Source organism: Streptomyces sp. NPDC101178 (genome assembly GCF_044767965.1).
GTDB lineage: Bacteria > Actinomycetota > Actinomycetes > Streptomycetales > Streptomycetaceae > Streptomyces.
The window spans coordinates 1-13,231 of record NZ_JBIWOZ010000014.1 but is presented as its reverse complement, the minus strand read 5'-3'; the positions used below and the strand labels follow the sequence as shown (position 1 = coordinate 13,231).

Here is a 13,231-nt window from a genome sequence, read left to right as displayed (position 1 = left end):
CTCTCAGGCCCCCTTGAACCCCCGCAGCCGCAGCGAGTTGCCGACCACGAACACCGACGAGAACGCCATCGCGGCCCCGGCGATCATCGGGTTCAGCAGCCCGGCCGCCGCCAGCGGCAGCGCGCCGACGTTGTAGGCGAAGGCCCAGAACAGGTTCGTCCGGATCGTGGAGAGCGTGCGGCGCGCGAGCCGGATGGCGTCGGCGGCGGCCCGCAGGTCTCCCCGTACGAGGGTGAGGTCACCGGCCTCGATCGCGGCATCCGTGCCCGTGCCCATGGCCAGACCCAGGTCGGCCTGGGCCAGCGCGGCGGCGTCGTTGACCCCGTCGCCGACCATCGCGACGCTCCGGCCGTCCGCCTGGAGGCGCTTGACGACGTCGACCTTGTCCTCCGGCATGACCTCCGCGTACACGTCATCGGCACCGATGCCGACCTCGGCCGCCACCGCCTCCGCGACGGCCCGGTTGTCGCCGGTGAGGAGGATCGGGGTGAGGCCGAGGGCGCGCAGCCGCTCGATGGCCTCGGCGCTGGTGTCCCTCACCGCGTCCGCCACCTCCAGGACCGCCCGCGCCTCCCCGTCCCAGGCCACCGTGATGGCTGTCCGCCCGGCGCGCTCGGCCTCGGCCTTGGCGCCGGCCAGCGCCTCCGGCAGCCGGATCTCCCAGTCGGCCAGCAGCTGCTCCCGGCCGACGAGGACGGCGTGTCCGTCCACCACGCCCTGGACGCCGAGTCCGGGGATGTTGGTGAAGTCTTCGGGGGTGGGGAGGGGGGATTGGCCGCCGAGTCGTTCGGCGGCACCCGCCGCCACGGCCTGCGCGATCGGGTGCTCGGAGGAGTGCTCCAGGGCTCCGGCCAGCCGTAGCACGTCGTTGTCGTCGGTGGTGTCGGCGGTGTGGACGGTGAGGAGGGTCATCTTGCCGGTGGTGACGGTGCCGGTCTTGTCGAGGACGATGGTGTTGACGCGGCGGGTGGTTTCGAGGACTTCGGGGCCTTTGATGAGGATGCCGAGTTGGGCGCCGCGCCCGGTGCCGACCATGAGGGCGGTGGGGGTGGCGAGGCCGAGGGCGCAGGGGCAGGCGATGATCAGGACGGCGACGGCGGCGGTGAAGGCTGCTGTGAGTCCGGCGCCGCTGCCGAGCCAGAACCCGAGGGTGCCGAGGGACAGGGCGATGACGATGGGGACGAAGACGGCGGAGATGCGGTCGGCGAGGCGTTGGGCTGCTGCCTTGCCGTTCTGGGCGTCTTCTACGAGGCGGGCCATGCGGGCGAGCTGGGTGTCGGTGCCGATGCGGGTGGCTTCGACGACGAGGCGGCCGCCGGCGTTGATGGTGGCGCCGGTGACGGAGTCGCCTGCGGTGACCTCCACGGGGGCGGATTCGCCGGTGAGCATGGAGGCGTCCACGGCGGAGCTGCCTTCGACGACGGTGCCGTCGGTGGCGATCTTCTCGCCGGGGCGTACGACGAAGCGGTCCCCGACCTGGAGTTCGGCGGTCGGCACGGTCACCTCGCGGCCGTCGCGCAGGAGCGTGACCTCCTTCGCGCCCAGCTCCATGAGCGCCCGGAGCGCGGCCCCAGCCTTCCGCTTGGAGCGGGCCTCGAACCAGCGCCCGGCGAGGATGAAGGCGGTCACCCCGGCGGCGGCTTCCAGGTAGATGTTCCCGGCGCCGTCGCTGCGCGCGATGGTCAGCTCGAACGGATGCGTCATCCCGGTCATGCCCGCCGTACCGAAGAACAGCGCCCACACCGACCACAGGAACGCGGCCGACGTACCGACCGAGATCAGCGTGTCCATCGTCGCCGCGCCGTGCTTCAGGTTGGTCCAGGCGGCGCGGTGGAAGGGCCAGCCGGCGTACGTGACGACGGGGGCGGCGAGGGTCAGGGAGAGCCACTGCCAGTTGTCGAACTGGAGGGCCGGGATCATCGCCATCGCGATCACCGGGACGGCGAGGACGAGCGCGGTGACGAGGCGCTGGCGGAGCGCGGTGAGTTCGCGGTCGGGTTCTTCCGTCTCCGCCGCCCCGCTCTCCGTCCCCCTCGCCGCCGCCTTCTCCGGCGGTGGCGGCTCCTGGGCGGTGTAGCCGGTGGCCTCGACGGTGGAGATCAGGTCCTGTACGGAGACGTCCTCGCCCCGGTACGTCACCTTCGCCTTCTCCGTGGCGTAGTTGACGGTCGCCTCCACGCCGTCCATCCGGTTGAGCTTCTTCTCGATGCGGGCCGCGCAGGAGGCGCAGGTCATGCCGCCGATGGACAGCTCGACGGAGGTGCCGGCACCGGAGGCGGTGGTCGGGGAGCGGGTGGGCACGGGGTCCTCCTCGGAGCGGGTTCAGATACCCCTAGGGGGTATCCCTTCCTCTCCCCATGTATACCCCCCACCCCTATGAAACGCAAGGCGCGCCGGAAGGCATCTGCCGGGTGGGGTCGCGCAGGTCCGCGATCATGCGTTCAGATGGAAGGCTGCGCGGCCGTTCGGCCGCCCCGTAGGCTGGCCATTGGACTAGACCTATAGCTGCGAGCTGCGTACAGCTTCGTACAGCCGCGTATCGGAGGAATGGGGACCCATGAGCAACCGTGCAGTCCTGGAGGTGATCGCTCTCGACGCGGAGGACGCGGTCGCCGCCCAGGCAGGTGGTGCAGACCGCCTCGAACTGGTCACCGACATGGCCGCGGACGGTCTGACGCCGTCACGGGAGACCTTCGCGGCGATCCGGTCGGCCGTGGACATCCCGCTGCGCGTGATGCTCAGGGTGGCGGACGGGTTCGCCGCCGGTGACGTCGACGTACTGATCGAGAAGGCCCACGAGCTGCGGGCGGCGGGCGCCGACGAGTACGTCCTCGGCTTCCTGGACGCGGACGGCCATGCCGACCTCGTGGCCGTCGAGCGGATCGTCGCCGAGCTGGACGGCGCCCGATGGACCTTCCACCGCGCGATCGACCGGGCCGCCGACCGCGACGCCCTGCGCAAGCAGCTCGCGGACCTGCCGGGCCTGGACACGTTCCTCACGGCGGGTTCGCCGGACGGGGTCGACGCGGGCCTCCCGACGCTGCTCGCCGAGGCCGCCCGTACGCGGGAGCCCGGGTACGAGCCGCAGATCCTGGTCGGCGGCGGTCTCCAGCTCCGCCACGTACCGCAGTTGCGGGCGGCGGGGATCGACGCGTTCCACATCGGCGGCGCGGCCCGTCCGTCCGGCTGGTCGGCACCGGTGGACGCGGCGGCGGTACGCGAGTGGCGCGAGGCGCTCGACGCCTGATCCGGGAGGCCCTGACCCAGGAGGCCCTGACCGGGAGGCCCTGACCGGGAGGCACGGGGCGGGAGGCACGGGGCGGGCGCCGCAACAGGCCCCGCCCCTCCGTCCGACTATCGCAGCGCCTCCGGCAGCGCCGCCGCGTGCACCACCGTCAGCCCCGACACCGCACGGGTCAGCGCCACGTACAGGCGCCGCAGCCCGGTCCGCTCGTCCGGCTCGCCGTTCACCACGGCCGCCGGCTCGTCCAGCACCACGTAGTCGTACTCCAGGCCCTTCGCCAGCGACGCGGGCACCAGCGTCAGCCGTGACTCCGCGGTGGTCTCCTCACCGGGCGAGAGGTACGCGTGACCGGCCGCCGCGAGCGCCGCGCCCAGTGCCGGGATCCGGGCGTCGGCGGCGATCAGCCCGATCGATCCCTCATGCAGCAACGACTCCTCGCAGGCGGAGACCACCGCCGCGTCCAGGTCGTCCGCCCCGCCCGCCACCCCCCGTACCACCAGCGACCCCGGCGACTCCCGCACCGACTCCACCGCCGCGAGCCCCGGCGAGATCGCGGGCAGCAGCCGGGAGGCGTACGCGATCACCTCGCGCGGCACACGGAAGCCCGCCGTCAGCTCCTCCACCACCGCGTCGGCCTTGCCGAGGTGGAACAGCGCCTCGTCCCAGCTCTCCGTGGACCACGGCGTCGTCCCCTGCGCCAGGTCCCCGAGCACGGTCGCCGAACCCGTCGAACACCGCCGCCCCACCGCCCGGTACTGCATGGGGGAGAGGTCCTGCGCCTCGTCGAGCACGACATGGCCGAGCGAGTGCGTACGGGCCACCAGGTCCCGGGCCTCGTCGATGAGCACCGCGTCCGCCGCCGACCACCTGGCCGACCGCACGCTCCGGGCGGGCTTCGCCCAGAGGATCAGCTTCTGCTCGTCCGCGCTGAGCAGCCCGTCCGCGTGGACGGCCAGGAACTCCGGGTCGGCCAGCAGCCGCAGCACCAGCTTCTCCGGGTCGACGGCGGGCCAGATCGCCTTCACGGCCGCCTTGACCGCCGGATTGCGGGCCACGGTGTTCTGCACCCGGTCGTCGGGGGCCTCACCGGCCTCCTCCATCCGTACCAGGACGGCGTGCGCGATCCGCTGCGGCAGGGCCTCGTGGGCGGAGCCGTACCGCATGTCCCGGGCGAGCAGCTCGTCGACCATCTCCTCGATCTCGTGACCCGGCACCCGCCAGCGCCGCGACCCGCGCACCACGACGACGGGCTCGGTCGGCGTGGTGACGTGCGAGCGGACGGCCCGGCGCAGCACCTCGGCCATCCGGGCGTCGCCCTTGACGACGGCGGCGGCCGCGTCGTCGACCCCCCTGACCTCCACGTCCGCCGTCACCAGGTCGTCCACGGTGGCCTGCTTGACCTCCAGCTCACCGAGGGCGGGCAGGACCTGCTCGATGTAGTGGAGGAAGGACCGGTTCGGCCCGATGACGAGGGTGCCGGTACGGGCGAGCCGCTCGCGGTGCGCGTACAGCAGGAACGCCACCCGGTGCAGGCCGACGGCGGTCTTCCCGGTGCCGGGACCGCCCTGGACACAGACGGTCCCGCCGAGGCCGCTGCGGACGATCTCGTCCTGTTCGGGCTGGATGGTGGCGACGATGTCGCGCATCGGCCCGACGCGCGGCCGCTCGATCTCCGCCTGGAGGAGCCGGCTGGTCCGCGCGACCTCGGTCGGGTCGGTGAGGTGCTCGTCCTCGTACGCGGTGAGCTCGCCGGCCGTGTAACCGAAGCGGCGGCGGAGCCCGACGTCCTGGGGGTTCCTGGGGGAGGCCTGGTAGTACGGCTGGGAGACCGGGGCCCGCCAGTCGATGACCATCGGGTCCCCGGCGGTGTCATGGACGTGCCGGCGCCCGATGTAGAACCGCTCGCCCTCCGTGCCTTCGGCGAACTCGCCGCCGACGGCGTGGAGATAGTCGAGACGGCCGAAGAACAGAGGTGTGTGGGAGAGGTCGGCGAGCGCCTTGATGCGGTCGTCGATCTGGGACTGGAGGACGGCGGCGTTGACCCAGTTCGCGGTGACATCGCGGATGTCGAGGGCCTGGACGTCCTCACGCATCGCGCGCAGGGCGGCCCGGGACGCGGCGAGATGGGCGCGTTCGTGCGCCAGGGGGTCTGCGGGGTCGGTGGTGGAATCGCTTGTCGCTACGTGCGCGGGCACGGTGTTGCCTCCGGCTCTTCAACGGCTCGTCGACGCTCTCTCGACGGCTCTTCGACGCAGGACGGCGGACCGTTCACCGACACCGGCCGGGGGCCGGAGCGGGACGGTCCGCTCGGAAGGTTCGTTCGCGTGTGTCGGCCGGTTTCCGTCCGGTCGGCGGCGCTCCCGGGGCCGTCGGTGCGGCGCGGGAGGCGGGCAGACCGGCGATTGTAGCCAGAGGGCGGGCCGGCGGCGAAACGGATTACCGGCTCTCCGGGGGAGGAGGGGCGAGGGATACCCGTAGGGGATGTGTGCGGGCCGAGCGGTACCGGAGACCTACGCGCCCGGCGTGGGGATTCCGTCTGCGGGCCGACGCGGCCGAACGGGTGACGGGAGCACCATGGATACATGAGCACCACCACCCTGAATCCCAGCAGGACCGGCCCCGCGCACGGCGCGACCGCGGTCACCGGTCACCACCGACCTCATCGCCTCGGAGACGCGGTGCGCGCCGTGAAGGTGTTCGTGACGACGGCGTTCAGCGTGGTCGTCCTGGGGGAGTACGCGGAGGGCGCGGGGGTGCGGCGGGCCCGCTGAGGTCCCCGCCGCACTCCCGCTCTCCCGGCTCAGTTGCCGGCCAGCAGCTCGTCCGCGTCGACGATCCGGTACGCGTACCCCTGCTCGGCCAGGAACCGCTGGCGGTGCGCCGCGAAGTCCTGGTCGATGGTGTCGCGGGCGACGACGGAGTAGAACCGCGCCTCGTGCCCGTCGGCCTTCGGCCGCAGGACGCGCCCGAGCCGCTGCGCCTCCTCCTGGCGCGACCCGAAGGTCCCGGAGACCTGGATGGCGACGGTGGCCTCCGGCAGGTCGATGGAGAAGTTGGCGACCTTGGAGACGACGAGGACGCTGATCTCCCCGTTCCGGAAGGCACCGAAGAGCTTCTCGCGCTGGGCGTTGCTGGTCTCGCCCTTGATGACGGGCGCGTCCAGGTGTTCGCCGAGCTCGTCGAGCTGGTCGATGTACTGCCCGATGACGAGGGTCTGCTCGCCCCGGTGCTTCCGTACGAGCGCCTCGGTGACCTTCCGCTTGGTGGCGGTGGTGGCGCAGAAGCGGTACTTCTCCTCCGCCTCCGCGGTGGCGTACGCGAGCCGCTCGGAGTCGGTGAGGTTGACCCGTACCTCCACGCAGTCGGCGGGCGCGATGTAGCCCTGCGCCTCGATCTCCTTCCACGGGGCGTCGAACCGCTTCGGCCCGATGAGCGAGAACACGTCGGATTCGCGCCCGTCCTCCCGTACGAGGGTCGCGGTCAGCCCCAGCCGGCGCCGGGCCTGGAGGTCGGCGGTGAACTTGAAGACCGGCGCGGGCAGCAGATGGACCTCGTCGTAGACGACGAGCCCCCAGTCCCGGGAGTCGAAGAGCTCCAGGTGCGGGTAGATGCCCTTACGCCGGGTGGTCAGCACCTGGTAGGTGGCGATGGTGACCGGCCGGATCTCCTTCCTCGTCCCGCTGTACTCGCCGATCTCGTCCTCGGTGAGGGACGTCCGCTTCACCAGCTCGTGCTTCCACTGCCGGGCGGAGACGGTGTTGGTGACGAGGATGAGCGTGGTGGCCTTGGCCTCGGCCATGGCACCGGCCCCGACCAGGGTCTTCCCCGCCCCGCAGGGCAGCACCACGACGCCCGACCCTCCGTGCCAGAAGCCCTCCACGGCCTGCTTCTGGTACGGCCGCAGGGCCCAGCCGTCCTCGGCCAGCTCGATCGGATGGGCCTCGCCGTCCACGTAACCGGCCAGGTCCTCTGCGGGCCACCCGAGCTTCAGCAGGGTCTGCTTGATCTGCCCGCGCTCGGAGGGGTGCACGGCCACGGTGTCCGGGTCGATCCGGGCGCCGACGAGCGGCTGCACCTTCTTCGACCGCAGGATCTCCTCCAGCACGGGCCGGTCGGTGCTGGTGAGCACGAGCCCGTGCACGGGGTGCTTGGACAGGGTGAGCCGCCCGTACCGCGCCATCGTCTCGGCGATGTCGACCAGGAGCGCGTGCGGCACGGGGTAGCGGGAGTACTCCACCAGGGCGTCGACGACCTGCTCGGCGTCGTGCCCGGCGGCGCGGGCGTTCCACAGCCCGAGCGGGGTGACCCGGTACGTGTGGATGTGCTCGGGCGCACGCTCCAGCTCCGCGAAGGGTGCGATGACCCGGCGGCAGGCGTCCGCCAGCTCGTGGTCGACTTCGAGGAGCAGCGTCTTGTCGCTCTGGACGATGAGGGGTCCGGTCACGCGCTTCGGCCCTTTCTGCGGGGTGCGGCCGCTGATGCGGCCAAACGTCCAGTGTGCCGCATCGGGGGGTGGGGCGGGTGAGTGCGTACGGAGCCCGGGGGCAGCCCCGGTCTCGGGCCCCGAGCCGCTGCGGCCCGAACCGCACGGGGACGCCCGGCGGTGTGCCCGGTGGCGGACCGAATTGATTGCGTAGGGGTATTCCGGTCACCTCGCTGTTGTTTTTGATGGTCCGCCCGTACCTTTTCCTCGGCCGCGGGCCGGTCACGGGCAGGATTTCCCTCACCGTCTCCTCTTTGGCCTGCCGATATCCGAACAGGCCATTCCCCTCCGGCCCGGTGGGCCGCCGGATCCTCCGCCCGTGCGTGTTCAGACTTCCGAACGTGTGCGGATGACGGGAAACGGATACTCCAGGCTGCCTTCGTTCTCCCAGAACGCGGCCGTCGCCGCTTCCCAGTCCATGGCCCATTCCCGGCACACACCCCGGACCCTCCAACGAGCTACTGGCGGCAGCGCGCCGTCGGTGGCCGTTCGCCCGGCGGCGAGGGCCGCCTCACACGCCTCGCGGGCGCAGCGCACGGCTTCCTCGCTGGTCGAGGCCGGCCCCGTGAAGATGTGCAGGCCGTGCCTACCGGGCTGCTCACGGTGTGTGGTGGGGACGCTGACCTGGAAATAGGGCTTGGTCATGACGCCTTCTCCTCGGTTGGAGCCGCCCCACGATCGCACGCGTCAGGGTTCAGGACGTCCCTGCGGTCAAGGGCGCGGGATTCTTTGCGGATGTTCCGCCCCCGGCCCGTCGCTCGGCGTGGGGAGGGCGGACCGGGAGCGGGACGCGGTGGAATGCCCGATCGGCATTCAGCCGTCCCGTCAGGGATTGCCCTCCGGTGCGCGAAAGGGCTCGTGTGTACGTGTCGCACACGGCCCGGGAGGCGAAGATGCAGCAACCTGGATCTTCCTTCATCCGGTGTTTCCTTTATACACTCGCCGCACTTTCACCTGTGGCAGAGAAGTGCCGCGGGCATGAATGCGACGCCCTGGCGACGGCTGTGTGTCCGGCGGTGCGGCCGGGGAGAGACAAGGATGTCCGACGTGACGCATTCCCACCTCGGTTCGCTCGGCCTCTCGGCGCAGGCCGCCGCGCTCTACAGCCGCCTGCTCGAAACGGGCCCGCTGACCCCGGCCCAGCTGGCCGCCCGGGTGGGCGAGCCCGAAGAGACGCTGACCGCCGCGCTGTCGGAGCTGGCGTCGGTCGCCCTGCTCGCTCCCCTGGGCCAGGAAGGCGATCCGGTCGTTCCGTTGGACCCGACCGCCGGACTCCAACTCCTGGCCTCCCGACGCACGGCGGACCTGAACGCCGGGATGACCGCGGTCGTCGCGGCCTACGAGTCCTACCGGCGGGCCCACAGCCTGCCCCCGGGAGCGCCCACCGTCGAGGTCCTCGAACAGGCTTCCCTGCAACGCAAGGTCGTCGAGCTGGAGCGCAGCGCGGTGAGCCAGGTACGCAGCTTCGACACGGCGCCCTATGGCGCGGCGACCATCGCCAACCCCGTGGAGATCGCCAACCTGGGCCGCGGTGTGTCCTACCGGGTGCTCTACGCGCAGAGTTCGGTCGAGACGCCGGACTACTTCCAGGGAAACATCGTGCCGTGCACGGCCGCCGGTGAGGAGGCCCGGATGGCGCCCTCGGTACCGGCGAAGATGATGCTGGTGGACGACCGCTTCGCGCTGGTCTCGCTCAGCTCCGTGCACGCCGACACCCATCACGGGGCCCTGCTGGTCCACCCGTGCAGTCTGCTGCCCGCTCTGTCGGCCCTGTTCGAGTCCGCCTGGCAGTCGGCGCGGCCGCTCGCCGCGAGGGAGGGCGCGAGCACCACGGTGCTGCGCCCCCTGGAGCGGCGGCTGCTCGCCCTGCTGGCGGCGGGGGTCGCGGACGAGGCCGCCGCACGGAACCTGGACATCAGCAAGCGGACGCTGGCGCGGGCCGTCGAACGGCTGATGTCGCTCGCCGGGGTGTCGTCCCGGTTCCAGCTCGGCGTGCACGCCAAGTCCGAGGGGTGGCTCTGAGCCGACGCGGCGAGCCGACGCGAGGAGCCGGCCGGGCGCCGGTGCGGGACACGGTGTCCGGCCGCCCGGACCCGGGAGCCGGGTCCGGGCGTCGTAGCTATCCCCGTGTCGCGCTCATCCACGCCTCTATCCCGTCCGCGTCCCGCGGCAGCCCGGAGGAGAGACAGCGGGCGCCGTCGGCGGTGATGACGAAGTCGTCCTCGATCCGCACGCCGATGCCGCGCAGTTCCTCGGGCACGGTCAGGTCGTCGGGCTGGAAGTAGAGGCCGGGCTCGACGGTGAGGACGTGGCCGGCCTCCAGGGTGCCGCCGGCATACGTCTCGTCACGGGCGGCGGCGCAGTCGTGGCAGTCCAGACCGAGCATGTGGCCCGTGCCGCACACGGTGTAGCGGCGGTACAGCGCGGGACCGTGGGGCAGGTGCCGGCCGCCGGGCCGCAGCCCCCAGGCGTCGAGCCCCTCGGCGATGACCCGGGTGGCCGCGTCGTGGAAGGCACCGTACGGCGCACCCGGGCGCAGCGCGGCGATGCCCGCCGACTGGGCGGCGAACACCAGGTCGTAGACGCGGCGCTGGACGTCGGAGAACCGCCCGCCGACCGGCAGGGTCCGGGTCACGTCCCCGGTGTAGAACGAGTCGGCCTCGACGCCCGCGTCCAGCAGGAGCAGGTCTCCGTCCCTGACCGGGCCGTCGTTGCGGGTCCAGTGCAGCGCACACGCGTGTGACCCGGCCGCAGCGATGGTCTCGAACCCCAGGCCGTGGCCTTCGAGCCGGGCGCGCCGGTTGAAGGTGCCCTCGATCCAGCGCTCACCGCGCCGGGCGCGCATCGCGTGCGACAGTTCGCCGGCCACGTCGTGGAATCCGGCGACCGTGTGACGCACGGCCGAGTCCACCTGCTCGATCTCCCACGCGTCCTTCACCAGCCGCAGCTCCGACAGGAAGGCCAGCAGCTCCTCGTCGGCGGCGGACGGCGGCACCAGGGAGTCGACCAGCGGATCCTGGCCACGCACCACCCGGGTCGGGACGCGGGTGCCGAGGGCGGCCTCGACGCGGTCGCGGTGGTCCGTGCCGATTCCGAGGGCATCGGAGGTCTCCGCCAGGGTCCGCCTGCGGCCCACCCAGAACTCGCCGTGCCGGGGGTCCCGGTGCAGCTCGGTGCTGCCGGCGCCGGGCTCGCGCGGAGAGCGCGGCCGGACGAAGAGCGTGACCTCGTGGCCGCCGCCCGTCGGCTCGAAGACCAGGACGCTGTCGGGCACCGCCCCGGTGCCCTGCTCGGCGGTGAGGTGGATGAAGGCGGAGTGCGGCCGGAACGCGTAGTCGAAGTCGTTGCTGCGGACCTTCAGCCCGCCCGAGGGGACGACGACGCGCTCCCCGGGAAACCTCGCGGAGACCGCGGCACGCCGCTTCGCCGCCCAGGCCGCGCCGGGGACGGGCCGCAGGGCCAGGTCGGTCGCCGCCCAGCCGTGCCCGAAGAGTCCCTCCGGTGCGGCCGGCCTTCCCGTCGCCCGGTTCCCGGTGCCGGCTGATCCGTCCCGTCGATCCATCGTGCGCCTCCTGGCGTCTCGTGGTCCCCGCCGCGCCTGGTCGGCGCGCGATCACCCCTCCCGGCCCGGCGAAGTCCCCTGTCCACGGCCGGAGTCGGCCGGACCGGCCGTGCGGCGGAGAGCGGGGGGAGGGGATGGGCGGCAGTCTCGCACCGGCTGACGGCGGTCACTTCATACAGACGCACAAGGTTCGGCGGTGCGATCTCGGACAGTTGTAGCGGCCCACGCCCTGACGGGAAGCCGTCGCGCGCGCACCGCCGCGACGCCCGTTTTCTTGCGTATACGGAATCCGCCTTCCCTGCCTTGTCGCCTCTCGACGGGGCCCGCCACAGTTCCACCAGCCGACGGCCCGGTGCCGTCCGGCCGAAAGTCTCCGTTCCCTTCCGATGCTCCTGCGGACCGTTCGTGCGGCAAGGCACAGCGGTTCCAGGTCCCGGAAAGCCCCGGCCCGTCCGGCCGACGGCACGCACCCAGGGAGAGTCATGCCCCACGTTCCGGCCCGCAGCCGTCTCATACCGCTCGCCGTCTCCGTTCTGGCCGCCTGCGCGGTGACGACCCTCGCCGTGGCCCCGACCTCGGCGAGCACCCCGCAGAGCGCCACGGCCCCCCGCGCCGTGGCGGCCCCGCACGGCCCCGCCGTCACGGCGCCGTCCGACGCTCCGACCGCCGTGCGCTCCAGCGCCCCGGCCAAGGTGGCGACGCAGGCGGTGAACTCCACCCTGCCGGTCGACCACAGTTGCAGCAGCACCCTGCGCGTCCGTGCCCAGCAGATGACGAGCGGGCAGCTCAGCTCCGTCTGTACCAGCCTCACCGGCCAGGCCGCCTACTTCCACAACGTGGTGAAGAGCAACAGCCAACCGGTCCGCGGTGACAACAACACCAGCCTCGAAGTCGTGGTGTTCAACTCCAGCTCGGAGTACCGGAGACTGGCGGGCAGCCTCTACGGGGTCAGCACGAACAACGGCGGCGTGTACCTGGAGGGCAACCCCTCCTCGCCGGGCAACCAGGCCCGCTTCATCGCCTACCGCGACGAGACCGCGTCCACGTTCACCGTGAAGAACCTCAACCACGAGTACACGCACTACCTCGACGGCCGCTTCAACATGTACGGCGACTGGAACGCCAACATCTCCACCCCCACCCTGTGGTGGATCGAGGGCCTGGCCGAGTACGTCTCCTACGGCTACCTCCGCCGGCACAACACCTGGGCCGCCGGTGAGGCCTCCCGGCAGACGTACAACCTCAGCACCCTGTTCGACACCACGCAGCAGCACGATCAGGACCGTGTCTACGCCTGGGGGTACCTGGCCGTCTACTACCTGATGGAGAACCGGCCCGCCGACGTCACCAAGATCCTCGGCTACTACCGCGCCGGCTCCTGGCAGGCCGCCCGCACCTACATCAAGCAGAACATCGGCACCCGCTACGACGCCGACTTCCGCAGGTGGCTGCTCACCTGATCCGGACGCGGGGCACCCTCCGGGGGGAGGGTGCCCCGCGGGCCAGGGGCGCACCGCGGTGGTCGCATTGATTGCGTATCAGCAATTCCACCACCCCGTATATGCGCCGCCGCCCGACAGGAATAGGTTGCAAGACGTCGGCCGGGCTCGCGACGGAGGCTCGATCCAGCCAAGGGCGCCCCTTTCGCCGCCCCGGCCGGCACCGCACGGGCATGCCCGGGCAGGGCGTGGTTCACGTGCCTCAGCGGCACGGCCGACCGCGTGGCCCGGGTGACCCGTGCCGATCGCGTCGTGGGGGGGGGGGGCCGGCCGGCCCCCGGGGGGCCCGGCGGGGGGGCGGGCGGGGAGACCCCCCCCCCGCCCCGTCCGCCTCGTCAAACGTCCTTTCGCGCCGTCGCCACCAGCTACACCGCAAGGGCGCGGGCCCTCACGGAGTCCTCCTGGCCCGCCACCAACCGGGACACAACCATTAACCCGTCCAC

9 protein-coding genes are annotated in these 13,231 nt (G+C 72.2%); 4 read left to right on the top strand and 5 right to left on the bottom strand.

Annotated features, from left to right (window positions below):
* Positions 1-3: 3 nt before the first annotated feature.
* Positions 4-2,301 carry a heavy metal translocating P-type ATPase gene (locus ACIRR8_RS30080; protein ID WP_404070756.1) on the bottom strand — a complete coding sequence of 766 codons (2,298 nt, stop codon included), beginning with the start codon at positions 2,299-2,301 and terminating at the stop codon, positions 4-6.
* A 256-nt stretch (positions 2,302-2,557) separates the two neighbouring features.
* Between ACIRR8_RS30080 and ACIRR8_RS30075 the strand changes: the two genes are divergently transcribed.
* A complete protein-coding gene (locus ACIRR8_RS30075) occupies positions 2,558-3,247 on the top strand; it encodes a copper homeostasis protein CutC (RefSeq protein ID WP_404070754.1) in 690 nt (229 codons plus the stop codon).
* 107 nt (positions 3,248-3,354) lie between these two features.
* Here ACIRR8_RS30075 and ACIRR8_RS30070 read toward each other — a convergent pair whose 3' ends face one another.
* Complete coding sequence (locus ACIRR8_RS30070) at positions 3,355-5,439, bottom strand: HelD family protein (RefSeq protein WP_404070751.1); 2,085 nt, start codon at positions 5,437-5,439, stop codon at positions 3,355-3,357.
* 387 nt (positions 5,440-5,826) lie between these two features.
* On the opposite strand from ACIRR8_RS30070, the gene ACIRR8_RS30065 reads away from it, so the two are divergent.
* Complete coding sequence (locus ACIRR8_RS30065; protein WP_404070748.1) at positions 5,827-6,015, top strand: hypothetical protein; 189 nt, start codon at positions 5,827-5,829, stop codon at positions 6,013-6,015.
* A 29-nt stretch (positions 6,016-6,044) separates the two neighbouring features.
* On the opposite strand, the gene ACIRR8_RS30060 is transcribed toward ACIRR8_RS30065, so the two are convergent.
* Positions 6,045-7,688, bottom strand: coding sequence for a DNA repair helicase XPB (locus tag ACIRR8_RS30060; RefSeq protein ID WP_404070746.1), 1,644 nt, complete (start codon positions 7,686-7,688; stop codon positions 6,045-6,047).
* 366 nt (positions 7,689-8,054) lie between these two features.
* Positions 8,055-8,372, bottom strand: a complete 318-nt coding sequence (locus ACIRR8_RS30055; RefSeq protein WP_404070743.1) for a hypothetical protein — start codon at positions 8,370-8,372, stop codon at positions 8,055-8,057.
* A 393-nt stretch (positions 8,373-8,765) separates the two neighbouring features.
* Between ACIRR8_RS30055 and ACIRR8_RS30050 the strand changes: the two genes are divergently transcribed.
* Positions 8,766-9,749: a TrmB family transcriptional regulator gene (locus tag ACIRR8_RS30050; RefSeq protein ID WP_404070740.1), complete on the top strand. Its 984-nt coding sequence runs from the start codon at positions 8,766-8,768 to the stop codon at positions 9,747-9,749.
* 97 nt (positions 9,750-9,846) lie between these two features.
* On the opposite strand, the gene ACIRR8_RS30045 is transcribed toward ACIRR8_RS30050, so the two are convergent.
* Complete coding sequence (locus ACIRR8_RS30045; RefSeq protein ID WP_404070737.1) at positions 9,847-11,289, bottom strand: aminopeptidase P family protein; 1,443 nt, start codon at positions 11,287-11,289, stop codon at positions 9,847-9,849.
* Positions 11,290-11,771: 482 nt separating this feature from the next.
* Here ACIRR8_RS30045 and ACIRR8_RS30040 point away from each other — a divergent pair, with 482 nt between their 5' ends.
* The gene (locus ACIRR8_RS30040) at positions 11,772-12,749 is read left to right on the top strand and encodes a collagenase (protein WP_404070734.1); all 978 of its coding nucleotides are present in this window, start codon (positions 11,772-11,774) and stop codon (positions 12,747-12,749) included.
* Positions 12,750-13,231 lie beyond the last annotated feature (482 nt).